This is a genomic window from Lysinibacillus sp. NPDC093216, assembly GCF_050280325.1.
In the GTDB taxonomy this organism is placed as follows: Bacteria; Bacillota; Bacilli; order Bacillales_A; family Planococcaceae; genus Lysinibacillus.
Map to the genome: position 1 here is coordinate 13,668 of NZ_JBNNVB010000034.1, position 17,869 is coordinate 31,536.

General features: G+C 34.4%; 18 protein-coding genes and 1 pseudogene. All 19 read left to right on the forward strand.

Annotation, left to right across the window (positions count from 1 at the left end; all coding sequences use genetic code 11):
* Positions 1 to 22: 22 nt before the first annotated feature.
* Positions 23 to 436, forward strand: coding sequence for a TIGR03826 family flagellar region protein (locus ACQKOG_RS24120; protein WP_370078355.1), 414 nt, complete (start codon positions 23 to 25; stop codon positions 434 to 436).
* Positions 437 to 557: 121 nt separating this feature from the next.
* Positions 558 to 818, forward strand: a complete 261-nt coding sequence (gene flgM, locus ACQKOG_RS24125) for a flagellar biosynthesis anti-sigma factor FlgM (RefSeq protein ID WP_370078353.1) — start codon at positions 558 to 560, stop codon at positions 816 to 818.
* Between the two features lie 27 nt (positions 819 to 845).
* Positions 846 to 1,346, forward strand: coding sequence for a flagellar protein FlgN (locus ACQKOG_RS24130; RefSeq protein WP_370078351.1), 501 nt, complete (start codon positions 846 to 848; stop codon positions 1,344 to 1,346).
* A gap of 65 nt (positions 1,347 to 1,411) precedes the next feature.
* Positions 1,412 to 2,959 (forward strand): flagellar hook-associated protein FlgK, encoded by a 1,548-nt coding sequence (gene flgK, locus ACQKOG_RS24135; protein WP_370078349.1) that lies wholly within the window; start codon positions 1,412 to 1,414, stop codon positions 2,957 to 2,959.
* A 40-nt stretch (positions 2,960 to 2,999) separates the two neighbouring features.
* Entirely contained in the window at positions 3,000 to 3,914 is a 915-nt protein-coding gene (flgL, locus tag ACQKOG_RS24140) for a flagellar hook-associated protein FlgL (RefSeq protein WP_427448392.1), read from the forward strand.
* 105 nt (positions 3,915 to 4,019) lie between these two features.
* Positions 4,020 to 4,583: a DUF6470 family protein gene (locus tag ACQKOG_RS24145; protein WP_370078346.1), complete on the forward strand. Its 564-nt coding sequence runs from the start codon at positions 4,020 to 4,022 to the stop codon at positions 4,581 to 4,583.
* A gap of 16 nt (positions 4,584 to 4,599) precedes the next feature.
* The gene (fliW, locus tag ACQKOG_RS24150) at positions 4,600 to 5,043 is read left to right on the forward strand and encodes a flagellar assembly protein FliW (RefSeq protein ID WP_427448393.1); all 444 of its coding nucleotides are present in this window, start codon (positions 4,600 to 4,602) and stop codon (positions 5,041 to 5,043) included.
* Positions 5,043 to 5,261, forward strand: coding sequence for a carbon storage regulator CsrA (csrA, locus tag ACQKOG_RS24155; protein WP_198696064.1), 219 nt, complete (start codon positions 5,043 to 5,045; stop codon positions 5,259 to 5,261). Before fliW ends, csrA begins: the two co-directional genes overlap by 1 nt.
* Before the next feature lie 199 nt (positions 5,262 to 5,460).
* Positions 5,461 to 6,495 carry a flagellin gene (locus ACQKOG_RS24160; protein WP_370078342.1) on the forward strand — a complete coding sequence of 345 codons (1,035 nt, stop codon included), beginning with the start codon at positions 5,461 to 5,463 and terminating at the stop codon, positions 6,493 to 6,495.
* A 177-nt stretch (positions 6,496 to 6,672) separates the two neighbouring features.
* A complete protein-coding gene (locus ACQKOG_RS24165; RefSeq protein ID WP_370078340.1) occupies positions 6,673 to 8,490 on the forward strand; it encodes a motility associated factor glycosyltransferase family protein in 1,818 nt (605 codons plus the stop codon).
* Between the two features lie 10 nt (positions 8,491 to 8,500).
* A complete protein-coding gene (locus ACQKOG_RS24170) occupies positions 8,501 to 9,496 on the forward strand; it encodes an NAD-dependent 4,6-dehydratase LegB (RefSeq protein ID WP_370078338.1) in 996 nt (331 codons plus the stop codon).
* On the forward strand, positions 9,493 to 10,647 hold the full coding sequence (locus ACQKOG_RS24175) for a LegC family aminotransferase (RefSeq protein ID WP_370078336.1): 1,155 nt from the start codon (positions 9,493 to 9,495) through the stop codon (positions 10,645 to 10,647). Before ACQKOG_RS24170 ends, ACQKOG_RS24175 begins: the two co-directional genes overlap by 4 nt.
* 264 nt (positions 10,648 to 10,911) lie before the next feature.
* Positions 10,912 to 11,847: pseudogene (locus ACQKOG_RS24180) on the forward strand (IS30 family transposase).
* Positions 11,848 to 11,897: 50 nt separating this feature from the next.
* Complete coding sequence (gene neuC, locus ACQKOG_RS24185) at positions 11,898 to 13,055, forward strand: UDP-N-acetylglucosamine 2-epimerase (protein WP_427448394.1); 1,158 nt, start codon at positions 11,898 to 11,900, stop codon at positions 13,053 to 13,055.
* Positions 13,055 to 14,125: an N-acetylneuraminate synthase gene (gene neuB, locus ACQKOG_RS24190; RefSeq protein WP_370078333.1), complete on the forward strand. Its 1,071-nt coding sequence runs from the start codon at positions 13,055 to 13,057 to the stop codon at positions 14,123 to 14,125. Before neuC ends, neuB begins: the two co-directional genes overlap by 1 nt.
* Entirely contained in the window at positions 14,125 to 15,114 is a 990-nt protein-coding gene (locus tag ACQKOG_RS24195) for a hypothetical protein (protein ID WP_427448395.1), read from the forward strand. The genes neuB and ACQKOG_RS24195 overlap by 1 nt, the downstream gene beginning before the upstream one ends.
* Before the next feature lie 4 nt (positions 15,115 to 15,118).
* Entirely contained in the window at positions 15,119 to 15,793 is a 675-nt protein-coding gene (locus ACQKOG_RS24200) for a class I SAM-dependent methyltransferase (RefSeq protein WP_427448396.1), read from the forward strand.
* Positions 15,794 to 15,837: 44 nt separating this feature from the next.
* Positions 15,838 to 16,887, forward strand: a complete 1,050-nt coding sequence (locus ACQKOG_RS24205) for a nucleotidyltransferase family protein (RefSeq protein ID WP_370078487.1) — start codon at positions 15,838 to 15,840, stop codon at positions 16,885 to 16,887.
* Positions 16,884 to 17,567 carry a cytidylyltransferase domain-containing protein gene (locus tag ACQKOG_RS24210; protein WP_370078327.1) on the forward strand — a complete coding sequence of 228 codons (684 nt, stop codon included), beginning with the start codon at positions 16,884 to 16,886 and terminating at the stop codon, positions 17,565 to 17,567. The genes ACQKOG_RS24205 and ACQKOG_RS24210 overlap by 4 nt, the downstream gene beginning before the upstream one ends.
* Positions 17,568 to 17,869: the final 302 nt, after the last annotated feature.

Genomic DNA, 17,869 nt, shown 5'->3' on the forward strand with positions numbered 1-17,869 from the left:
ATATGTAAGAGGAGGAAGAGTGATGGCAGAGGTTCGTAATTGTCCGAAATGTAATGAGTTTTTTAATTATACAGGGGTCAGAGAAGTATGTCATAAGTGCGCTCAATCTGAAGAGGACTTATATCAAATCGTTTATCGCTTTTTACGTAAACGTGAAAACCGTGCTGCGACAGTAGAACGTATTGTTGAAGCAACTGGAGCTGAAGAGGAGTTATTGTATAAATGGGTACGCAAGGGACGCTTACAGACTGCGATGTTCCCTAATCTTGGCTATCCATGTGATAACTGTGGTCATCTAACGACAAAAGGTAAGCTATGTACAAAATGTCAGGATGAATTAAAGTCGGAGCTACGTACATTTGAAGCGGCGAAGGAGTTCCGTGATAGTGTTGCAGAACGTGATCGTGTAACATATCACGCAGAACGAAAACGCTAAAGGCCTAAAGTGTGTTAATTTTAAACAAAATTAGCACACTTTTTTATATTTGAAAACTTAACATTATGTGAGACAATCCGAAATAATAGGAAGATAAGCTTTTTAGATAGGGGGTTATTAAATGAAAATTACATCTTATGGGATTAATGCAGTGAACGCCTATAAAAATCAGGTGCGCGATGTAAAATCAAGCGCTAACAAGGCATCTTTTGCAGATAAAATCGAAATTTCAAAAACTGCACAGGAGATGCAAGGAGTTTCAACATACAGCACAGAGCGTGCAGAACGCGTACAACAACTAAAAAAAGATATCAATTCAGGTGAATACAAAGTGGACGCTCGCAAAGTTGCAGAAGATATGCTGAAATATTATCGTTTCTAAGGAATATCAGAAAGGGTGCTTAGCAAAATGTCTACAGAAGCGATCTGTTCTACATTAACAAAGTTAGAAAGAATGCATAAAAGCTTACTTGAACTAGCCATTAAAAAAACCGAAATCATTACAGCTGGCGATATCGAAGCACTAGACCAAATGCTCAAGGATGAGCAGGCACATGTAGCAGCCATCGATAAGCTCGAGCAACAGCGTCAGAAACAGGTAACGGATTACCTTGGGGCAAAAGGATTTGCTTCAACTGACAAAGCAACTGTCGCAGATGTCATCAAGGCTGCTGAACAACAGACTGAAAAAGACACGCTCTCAGCTGTTCGCAATAGATTATTGCAAATTATCAATGACTTAAAAAAACAAAACGATTTAAATCAAAAACTAGTGTTCCAATCACTACAATTTGTCAATCTGACATTGGATAATGTACGACCTCGGACTGAGCAAATGAACTACTCTGGCAGTGAGGTTCGCGGCACAAATTCAATGGCCAAAAAATCATATTTCGATTCTCAAGCATAGTTTCTTGCACCCATGCAAGAAACATTTGCTTGAAATTAAAAACGTTATAAAAGGGAGGAAAAAAAATGCGCTCAACATTTATGGGCTTAGAAGCAAGTAAACGCGGTTTATTTACACAACAAACGGCTTTATATACAACTGGACATAATATTTCCAATGCAAATACATTAGGTTACTCTCGCCAACGAGTAAATATGCAAGCGACGCAAGGTTTCCCACAAGCAGGTTTAAATCAACCTAACTATCCAGGACATCTCGGAACTGGGGTAGAAGCGGGATCGATTCAACGTGTGCGTGACGAATTTATCGACCGTCAAGTCCGTCAAGAAACAAACAAGTTAGGCTATTGGGAATCACGTTCAAATGCGATTTCTCAAATGGAAGATATCATGAACGAACCGTCTCAATATGGTTTAAACGCAGCATTAGAACAGTTCTGGAAAGGACTTCAAGATGTCAGTACAAACCCAGAAAATGCAGCCTCTCGTCAAGTAGCGATCAAACGCGCTGAACACCTAGCTGAATCATTTAGATATATGGACAAGCAGCTGAAAACAATTCAGGGTAATTTAGGAAACGAAATTAATGTAGCGACGGATCGTATCAACTCACTCTTAAAGCAAATTGCTGCTATCAATAAACAAGTGCAGGAAGTAGAACCGAATGGTCATGTACCGAACGATTTATACGATGAACGTGATGTGTTAATCGATGAATTAAATAATTACATACCTGTATCCATTAAACGTGTCGAATCTGGCGGAAATGCTAGTGCTGTGGCTGAAGGAAGCCTTACAGTTGTGCTCAAATATGGTACAGAGGAAATTGAACTAGTGAATGGTAGAGACTTCGCTACTATCGAAGTAAATGGCACTGTCGCAGATCCAAGTGGTTCCAAGCAAATTAATGGCAACGACTTGTCCAATGTGTTCTCATCTATTCAAGTAAGTGGACTTGGTAAATCAGAATCCATTACATATGACCAGTTAGAATCAGGTAAAGGGAAACTGTTATCTCTTATTGATTCGTACGGATATGATAGTCCAGATGGGCCAAAAGGTTATTACGTTGAAACATTAGAAGACCTTAATGATTTGGCAGCTAAATTTGCTAAAGCCTTCAATGACCTGCACAAGGAAGGTTATGATTTATCAGGTGTTAAAAATAATGATGATTTCTTTACTGGGGAAAACGGAGCAATAACTGCAGGCAATATTAAGGTAAACGATGTTTTCATAAAAGATCCTTCTAAATTAGCTGCTTCTGACGCAGCAAATGAAGAAGGAAATGGTAAATTTGCACTTGAACTTGCTAATCTTCAATCCAAAAGCCAAGCTGATTTAAATGGTGCGACATTTAACTCTTTCTATCAAGGAATGATCGGTAAACTAGGAACAGATGGTGAAGAAGCATATCGCTTAAACATGACTTCAGAAAAATTATTAGTAACACTTTCTGGTAATCGTGCCTCAGTAAGTTCAGTGTCCCTTGATGAGGAAATGACAAATATGATTACGTTCCAACAAGCATATAATGCCAACGCACGTATGATTACAGTTGTCGATGAAACATTAGACAAAATCATTAACGGCATGGGCCGTGTAGGACTATAGAAAATACTCTAGTATTATGATAGAAAGGGGCTTTAAAAAAATGCGCGTAACGCAATCCATGTTATCGAATAACATGCTTTTAAACTTAAATAACAGCTACGGTAAAATATCTAAGCTACAAGACCAAATCACTTCAGGTACAAAGATAACTCGTCCTTCCGATGACCCAGTTATTGCAGTAAAAGGAATGGGCTATCGCCGTGATTTAGGTCAAGTAGAACAATATACACGTAATATGAATGAGGTTAATAACTGGTTAGATACAACAGACGAATCGCTCAACCAAGTTGGTGAGCAGATGAAGCGTGTGCGTGAGCTAGTGATTCAAGCGGCCAACGATACGAACACACCGGATGAACGTGCGAAAATTAAAGCTGAAATCGATCAAATTCGTCAGCAAATTCAAGATGTAGGAAACACAAAGATTGCTGATCGTTATATTTTTAGTGGTACGAAAACAGGTCAGCCGCTTTTTGAAAATGGCGCACTTAATACAAATTTAAATTCTGAAGACGTAAAGATTGAAGTTTATGATGGCATTCAGATGAACGTGAATACTCCTGGAGCTGAACTATTTCAAAATATTGATGATATGATGGGGGAAATTTCAGATCTTTTAGATCCTGAACGTCCTGGTGGTCCAGCTACTGGTGAAGAAATCGGTAATGCGCTTGGAGGAGTAGCTGAACAAAGCACTGGAGATGATATTACTGCAATCCATAATAAAATTCTCGAGGCTCAGGCTGATGTCGGGGCACGTCAAAATCGTGTAGAGTTAATGGAGAATCGTCTTGCTATCCGAGAAGTAAGTGTAACAAAGCAAATGTCCGATAATGAAGATGTTGATTACGCAAAAGCAATTACAGAAATGATCACTCAAAATTCCATTCATCAAGCAGCATTATCTGTAGGTGCACAGATTATTCAACAAACATTAGTAGATTTTATTAGATAAAATAGTCTTTCAATTTGATTCAGATTTGAGAGATCTTAACGAATAAGATTAAAAGAAGCGTTTGGACATTTTGTTCAGACGTTTTTCTTGAAAGGAGAGATGTAGATGAGACTCCCACAAATTCAAATTCATACAACAGATGCGAAAATAGACCTTAATATATCAAAGTCACAACAGTATATTAAACAACCAAACGCAACACAGCGTATTAAACAACCCGCAGCCATTCTCGAAATAAATACAACTCGCAGTGTACTAAAAATCGATTCTTCACAGGCTAGACGCGATTTAGGATTAATCGGCCCCTTTGAATCAAGCGCAAACTACGCAGAACAAGGAAAACAAGAGGTTCTTAAGGGGATGGCGCGAAGAGCAAGAGAAGGGCGTCAAATGATGGATAATGCTGGTAAAGGACATGGGCGTGCGACAATTCAGGGTATTGCAAAACAAAACCATGGTCCTCACCAAGTGCAATTTAATATTAAGTTTGTACCATCTGTAGGATCAGTCAAAATCGACTATACGCCTGGGGCAACGGACGTTAATATCCAGCGTAGAGAACCAATTATTGACGCAAAGGTGAACAAACCAATTCACGAATACACGCCAGGTAAAGTAACTGGTACAATGGTACAAAGACCAGATGTTAACATCGATGTCATCATTTAAAGGAGCGTATGAAATAATGAAAATTGCTACAAAATTTTTAGGTGAAGTCGAACTTGGGGAACAGGATATATTAACGTTTGAGCATGGATTACTTGGATTAGAGAATGAAAAAAATTTTGTATTATTACCTATAGATGCAGATCTTCCTTTAGCGATGCTGCAATCTGTTGATAATGTGGAAATTGGTTTTGTAGTTGCCTATCCGTTCGCCTTCAAAAAAGATTACAGCTTTGATATAAGTGAAGATGATCGTGAGCAGCTAAAAATTGGAAAGGAAGAGAACGTACTTACATACGCTATTGTAACAATGAAGGAAACATTCCAAGAATCCACTATGAACTTGCTTGCGCCTTTAATCATTAACATGGATAAAAAATGCGGTAAACAAATTGTTCTTCAAGATAATAAATCTTATCCATTACGTTATCCAATGCAAACATTGGAAGGAAGTGCGAAATAATGCTAGTCCTTTCTCGAAAAAAAGATGAATCTATCATGATTGGCGATCAAATCGAAATTAAAATACTAGCTGTCGAAGGTGAGCAAATTAAAATCGGCATTGTCGCGCCAAAAACAGTTAAAGTACACCGTTCCGAAGTTTTTGAAGCTATCCAAGCACAGAATAAGGAAGCTTTATCAGCATCATCAAGCTTCTTAGAACAGTTAAAGAAGAAATAAAGTATATGTGCCGTAGTTATAATTGCAAACTAGTAATTTATTACATAAAAAAATAAAAAAACTTTAAAAAAACTATTAAACATTTCCAACTAATTACGATATATAGATTGTGAGGGGCAGGAAGTACATAAATACTACCTAATCCGAAATTCCACACGGATGTGGAATAACAAAACAAACATTCAAGGAGGAATTCCAAATGAGAATTCAACACAACATTTCAGCTTTAAACACACACCGTAACTTAGGCTTCAACAACGCTCAAGCTTCTAAAAACCTTGAGAAATTATCTTCTGGTTACAAAATCAACCGCGCTGGTGACGATGCTGCTGGTTTAGCAATCTCTGAAAAAATGCGTGGACAAATCCGTGGTCTTGACATGGCAACTAAAAACGCTCAAGATTCAATCTCTTTAATCCAAACTGCTGAGGGTGCTCTTAACGAAACACACGCTATCCTACAACGTATGCGTGAATTATCAGTACAATCTGCGAACGATACTAACGTTAACGCTGACCGTGACGCACTTCAAAAAGAAGTAGAACAATTACGTGAAGAAATTACTCGTATTTCTACAGACACAGAGTTCAATACTCAAAAATTATTAAACTCTGATTTCAAAGATAAAGTATTCCACATCGGTGCTAATGAAGGTCAAAGCATTAAATTATCTATCGCAGACACTTCTTCTAAAGCATTAGGTCTTGAAGAAGGTGCACAAGTAGTAACAGCAGGTGCTGGTGCAACAGCTGGTGCTGGTTCAACTGGTGCTACATGGTTCTCAGCAGGTGCAACTATTGTATCAGCAGTAGCAGCAACATCAGTAGCAGCAGCTATTGATGAAGTGAAAGCTTCAGCTGATGGTTTCTACAGTGACACAACAAGTGCTTTAGTTAAATCAGCTGCTAGCGGTCAAGCAGTTACAGTTGGTGGATTGGATATCTCATCTCAAACTTCAGCTGACAAAGCAATTACTACATTAGATGCAGCAATTAAAACAGTTTCTGATACACGTTCTAACCTAGGTGCTGTTCAAAACCGTTTAGAACACACAATTAATAACTTAGGTGCAACTTCTGAAAACTTAACAGCTGCTGAATCACGTATCCGCGATACAGATATGGCTGCTGAAATGATGTCGTTCACTAAGAACAATATCTTAATGCAAGCTGCACAATCTATGCTTGCTCAAGCTAACCAACAACCACAAGGTGTTCTTCAATTATTACAATAATTGAAATAATGGAAAAGCCAATCCTGGAATATGGGATTGGTTTTTTCTATTTTTACAATTAGAAAAATATGAAGCTGTATTTAAAAGAAAGTAGCCATATACATAAAAGTATTATCTTGATTGTCGATATAATATAAAAAGAATGATAAAAATTTTAATTAGAAAGTTGGTCAATATATGCTAATAGATCAGAATATAGATATTCTTATTAAAAACAATAAACATTGGATTGGGAATAAAGAAAATATTACACAACCTATTCATTATTTGATGACAGATATAGAATTAAATGTGGAGTATTTTGAAAACAATACAGGGAAAATTTATGAAGTAAAAGATGTTTATGATGATAATTTTCAAATAAATAAAGAATTAAGACAAATTATTTTTATTATTGGTATGAATTCTTTAAAAGAAATTGAAGAGCTATACAGAAAAAAACATGAAGATACATATATTATTGTTATAGAGCCAAGTCTTTCTATTTTTAATTATAATTTGAATTTTAAAGATTTATCAATTTTTAAAGATGAGAAAATTTTTCTATTTGCAGATGATGATATAACTATGATTAATGAATTTTTAAGAATAATTTTTTCTGATTTCAAAATGCTGTGTCTATTAAAAAACAGTGAGGTATATCTAACCTATTTTTATCGACATTTTGAAATTCAAAAAGCAAAAAACTGTGTGAAAGATATTAAAGAAATAATACGTAGTATGGTGTTATCATATGGTAATGATGTTAAAGATAGTTTAATCGGCTTAAAACAAAATCTAGATAATCTTAAGTTTATTCCTAACTCAAGAAATCCATTAGGTGTAAAGGATAAACTAAAAGGCTATCCAGCAATTGTTGTAGCAGCAGGTCCTTCATTAAATAATAATATACAACATCTAAAATCTGCTCAAGGAAAGTCTGTAATAATAGCAGTAGATACTATTATTTCTAGACTTTTAAGTGAAGGTATAATCCCGGATTTTGTATGCTCTGTAGAAAGGGACCATTTAACTTATGAATATTTTTATAAGGATAAGAATTTCCCGAAAACAGTTACGTTAGTTGGACCGTTATTATTGGATACACAAGTATTTGAAACATTTAAAGGCGAATTTTTATTGCCTTTTAGAACAGAGGTAAAAGAGTATCAGTGGCTTCAAAATAAACTTGAAATCGATGGAGATGTGGGAATGCTGATGGGGATGTCCTGTGCTCATGTTGCATTTGGTGTAGCTCATTTACTTGGATGCTCACCCATTACGTTAATTGGCCAAGATTTAGCATATGGTGAAAGTGTGACGCATGCATCGGGAACACTGTATGATGATGTAACTAAAAGAGTAATGAATACTAAAGATGATGAAATTGTAGAAGGTTACTATGGTACGCCTGTTCGTACGACGAAGATATGGACTATGTTCCGAAATTGGTATGAAAATAAAATACTAATGCTTAATTTAGATGTAATAAATGCAACCGAAGGTGGTGCTAAAATTAAACATACACGTCAATTATCGCTAAAAGAAATGATAGATGTTTATTGTAAGCAAGAAATTCCATCTGTTTACGATCTAGTAGTGGCTTCAGATAAGTATAAAATTGATGTAGAGAATGTAAAAAAATCATTCGAAAAAGAAATAGAAGCGTTTGAAAGCTTTAATTTGCAGTGTACTCAAATGATTTATTTATTGAGAAAATTAGAAATTAATGAAGATTCCATTCAAACAAAGAAGCAACAATTATTACAGTCTCTATCTGTAACAGATGCATTAGTTGAACGATTAATGCTCCATCCATTATTAACTCATAATTTACAATCAGTTATTATTCAGTATATGTGGAATAAAAATAGTATTTCAGATTCCTTTACTGTAGAGAATTTATTGTTAAAGCGTAAATATCAGTTAAAAGTATTAGAACCTATAGCAGGAACAATATCAGAGGTTGTAGATTATCTGAAGGGAAGTTTAGAGAAATCCATAGTAGAAGGATAGGGTTAGTCATATGAAAGTATTAGTAACAGGGGCAGATGGCTTCATAGGTTCTCACTTAACAGAGGAATTAGTTAGAAAAGGTTATAACGTAAGAGCGTTTGTAAACTATAATTCGTTTAATTCTTGGGGATGGTTAGATCAATCCCCTAAAGAAATTAAATCACACGTAGATGTCTTTTCTGGGGATATACGTGATCCGTATGGAGTTAAAGAAGCAATGAAAGGTTGTACACATGTGTTGAATTTAGCTGCACTGATTGCGATTCCGTATTCATACCATTCACCAGCGACATATGTTGATACCAATGTGACTGGGGCTTTAAATGTTGTACAAGCTGCAAAAGAACTAGGGATAGAAAAGGTTGTACACACTTCTACAAGTGAAGTTTATGGAACTGCTTTATACGTCCCTATTGACGAGAACCATCCATTACAAGGACAATCACCGTATTCAGCATCTAAAATAGGGGCTGATCAGATGGCGTTATCATTCTATCGTTCATTTGGCACACCTGTATCGATTATTCGTCCATTTAATACATATGGACCACGTCAATCAGCACGTGCGGTAATTCCGACGATTATAAGCCAGCTTGCGAGTGGAAAAACAACAATCAAGTTAGGCGCGGTTAGCCCAACGCGGGACTTTAACTATGTAAAAGATACAGTAGAAGGTTTTATTTCTGTGATGAAATCACCTAATTCAATTGGTGAGGTGATAAACATTGGTTCAAACTATGAGATTTCAATTGGTGAAACAGCACAAATGATTGCAAATATTTTGGGTGTCAATTTAACAATTGAAACAGATGAACAGCGACTTCGACCAGAAAAAAGTGAAGTAGAGCGTCTTTGGGCAGAAAATAAAAAAGCGAGGGAACTATTAGGTTGGTCACCACAATATGGTGGAAAAGAAGGGTTCAGACGAGGTCTTGAAGAAACTATCCAGTGGTTTACAGATCCAAGAAATTTATCTCAGTATAAGGCAGATGTTTATAATATATGAATGAACAATGGGTACAATTTGTCAATGATGTAAAGATGATGTATGGTAAAGAATTTGTTCCTTTACATGAACCAACATTTAATGAAAAAGAAATTGAATACGTAACGGATTGTGTAAAATCAGGCTGGGTTTCTTCTGTAGGTACATATGTGACTCGTTTCGAGGAAGAGTTAGCAAAATTTGTTGGAGTAAAGCGAGCTGTTGCAGTAGTCAACGGCACTGCTGCATTGCATATTGCATTAAAGGTTGCTGGTATTAAGGCTGAGGATGAAGTACTTATGCCCTCGTTAACTTTTGTAGCAACAGCCAATGCTGCTTGTTATCTTCAAGCAACTCCGCACTTTGTTGATGTTAATGAGGAAACATTAGGTGTCGATCCCATTAAATTAGATAAATATTTAGAGCACATTGCTGAGTTTAGGGATGGTGAACTTTTTAATAAACAAACAAATTGCCGTATTAAAGCATTAGTACCAATGCATACTTTCGGGCACCCGTGCTCCATAGATAAATTAGTTGCACTTTGTGAGAAATATAATCTCGTGTTAGTTGAAGATGCAGCTGAGTCTTTGGGAAGTTACTATAAAGGAAAACATACAGGTAGCTTCGGAAAGGTTAATGCAATAAGTTTTAATGGTAACAAAATAATTACAACTGGTGGTGGTGGAGCAATTCTAACAAATGATGAAATGTTAGCTGATTATGCTAAACATATTACTACAACTGCAAAGGTCCCTCATAAATGGGAATATGTGCATGATGAGATTGGTTATAACTATCGTATGCCGAACATTAATGCTGCTCTTGGTTGTGCACAATTAGAAAAAATGCCGGAATTTATCGAACAAAAACGTAAATTGACGGAGAAGTATGAAGAGCTATTATTAAATATGAAAGGTGTACGTTTATTTAAAGAGCCAACAAAATGCACTAGCAATTACTGGATTCAAACCCTTATTTTAGATGAGGGGTATGATAGAGATGAGATTCTTGCATTTATGAATAATAACGGTATTATGAGCCGTCCTATATGGCAACCAATGCATTTCCTACAAATGTTCGAAAAATGTCCAAGAATGGATTTAGCACAAACAGAAAAATGTAATAGTCGGGTAGTGAACATTCCGAGCACACCAACTAAATTTTTTTAAAATGTTAATCTAATTTAGAAGAGTATTACTTTGAGAAGTGTAGCAATTGTGGGCGGAGATAGCTAGTATAACAGCGGTAAAGCAAGTGAGGAAACATTTTTTATGAATCAATCAACAGTGGATGCTTACACTAAAGTTTAATAAGTTTTTTAGAGGACGGATTGTAATATTAAGTGCAACACCCAGAAGTCAATATAAAGGAAGCCCATAACGACCTCGTGTAGAATGTAGTTACCACACCAACATTCAAACGGAGGAATCGTTATGAGCTATACCCATCTTACCATATCAGAACGTGTAAAAATAGAAACATACCTGGAACTGGATTATTCAATTCGTAAAATAGCAAAACTCTTAAATCGTCAACCTTCTACGATTTCCAGAGAAATAAAACGCCACGCCGGTAGTACGGCTGACGAAGCGCAAGTACGTTACCACCAAAATAAATCCAACTGTGGTGCCAAGTCAAAATGTACGCCAGAAGTAAAAGAAGCTGTTCAAGAAAAGTTGCGGGATACTTGGTCGCCTGAACAAATTGTCGGCCGCTTGTATCAAGGACAGCTGAGTTTTAAAACCATCTATCGCTGGATTTAGGATGATCTTTTAGAAGTGCCTATAACCGTTCTCCGTCAAAAAGGAAAGCGTCAAAAGCCCCGCGAAACAAGGGGAAGATTTAACATTGGCACACCAATTTCTAAACGCCCAAAAGAAGTACGTAAACGTGAAACCTTTGGACATTGGGAGTTAGATACAGTTGTATCTGGACGTGGGAAAGCAAAAGGTTGTGTAGCAACATTTATTGAGCGAATGACACGGTGGTATGTTGGCTTTTTGATACCAGATCGCTCAGCTCAATCAATGGAAAGAGCAGTACGTCTTCTGCATACTAAATTACCAAAAGGCACTATAAAAACAGCCACAACAGACAGAGGTAAAGAATTTAGCTGCTATAAAATGTTAGAAAAAGACTTGAAAATTGATGTTTATTTTGCGGACGCCTATTCTTCTTGGCAACGCGGAAGTAACGAAAATGGAAATGGATTACTTCGCGAATTCTTCCCTAAGCAAACAAATTTCGATGAAGTATCACCAAAAGAACTAACAGAAGCATTAAACTATATCAACAACCGACCAAGAAAATGTCTTGGTTGGAAAACTGCAAACGAGGCATTTGATGAGCAACTGTTGCACTTAATTTGACAAATCATCAGATAATAAAAAATCATATCTGTTTTTGATAGGGAGTAAAAATGAAAAAAAAAATATGTGTAGTGACTGCAACTAGAGCCGAGTATGGACTATTAAGTGGTTTACTTAAAGAAATTTCGAAAAGTGAAACATTTTTATTACAAATGATTGTTACGGGTATGCATTTATCACCGGAATTTGGTTTTACCTATAGGGAAATTGAAAATGATGGTTATAAAATAAATGATAAAGTTGAAGCCTTATTATCTTCTGATTCAGCAGTTGGTGTAGCAAAATCAATGGGGCTAACTAGCATTGGTTTTGCTGAGGCTTTAGATAAATTAAGACCAGATTTAATTATTATCTTAGGAGATAGATTTGAGATGTTAGCTGTTGCTCAGGTTGCTCTTATCTTACAAATTCCTATTGCTCATATAGCAGGTGGGGATGTAACAGAGGGAGCTTATGATGATGCCATTAGACATAGTATCTCTAAAATGTCAAATCTTCATTTTGTTACAAATGAAATTGCAAAGAAGAGATTAATTCAATTAGGGGAAGATCCACAGACTGTCTTTAATGTAGGAAGTTTAGGGATAGATAATATTAAAAATACAGAATTATTATCATTAAAAGAACTAAGTAAGCTGATGAATTTCAATTTTCTTAAAAAAAATATATTGATTACATTGCACCCTGTAACAGTAGAAACTTCATATACCAAAAAATATGCGCAGATTTTATTAGAAGCTTTAGACGAAATCAAAATATTATTTGATATTGGTTTTATTTTCACTAAGGCAAATGCAGATAATGGTGGAAGGGAGATCAATTATCTGTTTGAGAATTATTGTAAAGATAATAAAAATGCTAAGATTTATGATTCCTTAGGAAAAATAAAATATTTAAGTTGTTTACATTATATTGACGCAGTGGTGGGGAATTCCTCAAGTGGCTTGTATGAAGTTCCATCATTTAATAAAGCAACAATAAATATAGGAAATAGGCAATTAGGAAGATTGAAAGCCTCATCAGTTATTGATGTAGATTTTGAAAAAAATCAAATAAAAAATGCTATTATCAAAGCACTTAATAAGAATATTGCTACTGAGAACCCTTATGGAGAAGGGGAAACGGCCTATAAGATTATAGATATTTTAACTAATGTAGAATGGAAAAAAACTAAGAGATTCTTTGATATAGAAGGGATAGATAGTTAGTGGGTACATATATAATAGCGGAGGCAGGAGTTAACCATAATGGTGATATAAATTTAGCTAAAAAGCTAATTGACATAGCTAAACAGTCCAACGTAAATGCTGTAAAATTTCAAACGTTTAAAACAGAATTAGTTGTTAGTAAATATGCTGTTAAGGCAAAATACCAAATCGAAAACACGGGGAATAATGAATCGCAATTTGATATGGTAAAAAAACTTGAGTTATCATTTCATCAATTTTATGAATTAAAGAAGTATTGTGACTTATGTGAGATAGAATTTTTATCTACACCATTTGATAATGAAAGTGCAGATTTTTTAATAGATGAATTAGGTATGGAAACTGTAAAGATACCATCAGGCGAAATTACCAATGGACCTTTCTTATTACATTTAGCTAAGAAAAGAAAGAAATATATAATTTCTACAGGAATGTCCAACATTGGGGAAATTGAAGAAATGTTGGGAGTAATGGCTTTCGGTTTACTCAATACTCAAGTTCAACCATCAAGAACAGCTTTTAAAAGTGCTTATTATTCTCCAGAAGGACAAGCACTATTGAAAAAACATGTAATATTACTACACTGTACTACTGAATATCCTGCACCAGTAAATGAAATAAACCTTTTAGCGATTAATTCTTTAAAAATGGCATTTGATTTAGGTGTTGGGTACTCAGATCATACTAATGGAATATCTATTCCTATTGCTGCAGCTGCATTAGGTGCCAAAGTAATCGAAAAACATATTACTTATGATAAAAATGCAGAGGGACCAGATCATAAGGCATCATTGTCACCAGAAGAATTAAACCTTATGGTAAAAGGGATAAGAGAAGTAGAATTGGCATTAGGTAATTCTATAAAAATTCCGAGTCCTTCTGAAATAAAAAATATTCAAGTAGCAAGAAAAAGCATTGTTGCTAAAAAAGCAATAAAGAGTGGTGAACATTACTCCGAGGAAAACTTAATAATTAAAAGACCTGGAACAGGTATAAGTCCAATGAAATATTGGGATTTACTAGGTAAAGAGGCTGAAGTTGATTATAGTCAAGATGAGGAAATAAAATAATGATAGTAGATTTAAATTATGCAAGTAATATATTTAATAAATATTTTCCTGATGTTTCAATTTACTATCATCCTAAATATATTAATAATGAAAGACTAAACGATGTCAATTCCAAACCTAGATTTTTTATATTTGAAGAGGAAAATCAAGTTTTTTATCACGCTTTTGTAGAAAATAGTGTGGACATTAATGGGATGGTATATCGAGATATCCAAGCACCAAATGGTTATGGTGGTCCATTAATTGTTGGTGAAAAAAACTTTCAAGAAAGGGCTTTTAATTACTATTTAAAATGGGCAAGTGAACAAAATTATATAATTGAATTTATGAAATTTCATCCATTATTAAAAAGCAAAGATTATTATGGTGAAAAACTTTTTAATAGAAAAACAATAGCTATAGATTTAGAGCACCAGGAATTGACTTTATCATATAAAAGTAGGATTCGAGGCAATATAAGTAAGGCTAAAAGAGAAAAAATTTCAACCGTATTTTCTAAAGAGGAACGGTATATAAAGGCGTTTACTAGCATTTATCATAATTTAATGCGTAGCAAAAAAGCAGATGCAGAATATTTTCTCTCAGAACAGTATATAACAACCTTAATTAAGGAAGAGTTTGTACAATTAGTTTCTGCTGTAGATAGAGAAGGTCATATATTAGGAGGTATTATTTTTTTACAAAATGGATATATTAGCGATTATCATTTATCTGCAACAAATGAAATGGGAAGGAAATTTTCTGTAACGTCACTTTTAATTCATGATTATGCTATATATGCAAAAATGAATAAATTGAAATATCTATATCTTGGTGGTGGTTATGATACGGAAACAGAAAATTCATTATATCGTTTTAAACAAGGTTTTTCTGATATAGAACTAGATTATTGTATTGGATATTATGTGCATAATAATAATATATATAATAAATTGAAACTAACACATAATATAGATGAAAATAATCATAGAATAATATTTTATAGATAGGTGAGTGAGTATATTGGCTTGGGAACAAATTTGGGAAGAAATTTTTAGAAATAATGAATGGGGAAAATACCCAGCAGAAGATTTGGTTAGATTTATTGCGAGAAATTTTTATAAAGTAGAAGATAGAAAAAGTATCAGAATACTTGAGGTAGGAAGTGGTCCTGGTGCAAATGTGTGGTACATTGCACGTGAAGGTTTTTCGGTATATGGTATAGACGGTTCCCCTACTGCAGTTAAAAGAGCAAATGAAAGATTAGATAAAGAAGTTCAAGGATGGAATGGAGAAATTATACAGGGGGACTTTACAGTTATTCCATATGAAAATGACTTCTTTGATGCAGTTATTGATAATGAATCTATATGTATTAACTCATTTGAAGAATCTAATAAGATATTTTCGGAGATTTATAGAGTTTTAAAATCAAATGGTAAGATTTTCACCAAAACTTTTGCGAATGGTAGCTGGGGTGAAGGAACAGGAGAAAAAGTTGGGTATAACTCATGGATTGTATCTGAAGGTCCTTTAAAAGGGACAGGATACTGTAGATTTAGTACTAAAGAAGATGTATTAGATTTATTAAATAATTTTCAAATTGAAGAGTTTGAATATATAACAAGAAGTTATCAAAATGGAGAGCATGAAATAAAGGAATGGGTTGTTGTGGCTAGTAAGAAATAGTCTCTAATATTTTTATTGTTTTATTGAAAAAGAAGGTGAATTCTATTAACAGATGGGAAGAAATATTAGTTTATCCTACAATTTCTTTATTTCATACAATGAAAATCATTAACGAATCTTCTTTTAAGTTTGCAGTTGTTGTAGATGAAAAACAGAGATTACTTGGTACCGTAACTGATGGTGATATTCGACGAGGTATTTTGCGTGGAGAAGGCCTTGAGGTTCCGATCACTTCAATTATGAACCCTAATCCAATTAGTGCGCAAACTGGACAAAAGCTTAATAAATATAAGCAATTAATGAAAACCAAGATGCTTAAGCAATTACCTATAGTAGATCAATCAAATAAAATAATAGATATTTTATTTATGGATAACCTTGATATGTCGTTGGACCATCAAAATAAAGTTGTTTTAATGCTAGGTGGACTAGGTACTAGGCTCCGTCCACTAACAAATGAAATACCGAAACCAATGCTGAGGGTAGGGAATAAACCAATTTTAGAAACAATTATTGAAGGTTTTAAGCAAAATGGTTACACGAATTTTATTTTCTCTGTAAATTACAAAAAGGAAGTTATTCAAGACTATTTTCAAAATGGTAAAGCTTTTGATGTGACAATTGAGTACATAGAAGAAGATAAGAGAATGGGGACTGCCGGGGCACTTTCATTAATAAACAATCGACCGGCTGAGCCGTTTTTTGTTATGAATGGAGACCTACTTACACAAATAAATTTTGATCAACTTATGCAATTTCATAAAGAACATCAATCAATTGCAACAATGTGTGTAAGAGAATACGAATATCAGATTCCTTATGGCGTTATTGAAACAGCTGGTACAAATCTATTATCAATAAATGAAAAGCCAATACATCGTAGCTTCGTTAATGCTGGTATTTACGTACTTAATCCAGAAGTGTTCGATTTTATACCTCAGGATGAATATTACGATATGCCTACACTTTTTGAACAATTGATTGAAAAGAAAATGAAAACATCTGTTTTTCCTATTCATGAATATTGGTTAGATATAGGGCAGGTAGATGATTTTAATAGGGCAAATAAAGAGTTTAAGGAGCTCTCATTATGAAGCACAAAATATTAGCGATAATTCCAGCACGTGGAGGTTCTAAAGGTGTACCACGGAAAAACATACGTGAATTAGCAGGTAAACCTTTAATTGCATGGACTATTGAAGAAGCAAAAAAGTCTAAATACATTACAAGTCTAATTGTATCCTCTGAAGATTCGAAGATTATTAAAGTGGCAAAGCAATACGATTGTGATGTACCATTTATTAGACCATTAGAATTAGCTTGTGATGATACACCAGGCATTGCTCCAGTATTACATGCTATTCAACAGTGCCCGGGTTATGATTATGTCTTATTATTACAGCCAACTTCTCCGCTACGTACAGTTGATGATATTGATGGTTGTATTGAATACATTTTACAAAAGAAAGCAAAATTTTGTGTTTCTGTCACTGAGCCAGATAAATCGCCCTATTGGATGTATACTTTAGAGGATGGAAGCATGCGTCCTTTAATAAAGCAAGAACAAATTGCAACAAGAAGACAAGACTTACCTGTTGCTTATGCATTAAACGGAGCAATTTATATTGCTGAGATAGAGGCGCTTTTACACGAACAATCATTTTTAACAGAAGAAACGATAGGATTTGTTATGTCAAATGAACAATCATTTGATATTGATACTTTGCTTGATTTCGAGATATGTGATTATTTGATTCAAAATAAAGTTAAATAGCTTTAGGAAGTAAAAATGATAAAGTTTAATTCAATGTTTATTGAAAATTAAAAAGCAGTATTAATGCTATACTATTTCGCATAAAACACAATTTGGTAGTATGCAACGATTTTAGTACTTAGAGAATGGCTTACAGGTTAAAATGAGGAAGGGATATTCATACAAATTCACTTATATCAAATTGTAAGGCCGAAAAGGTATTTATTAAAAAATGGTACACTGTCTGCTGAGAATTTTGAGCAGGTAGGTAAAATTGTTGAAGTAAGACTAAAACCTTTGTTTGTATAGGTTACAGAAATTTG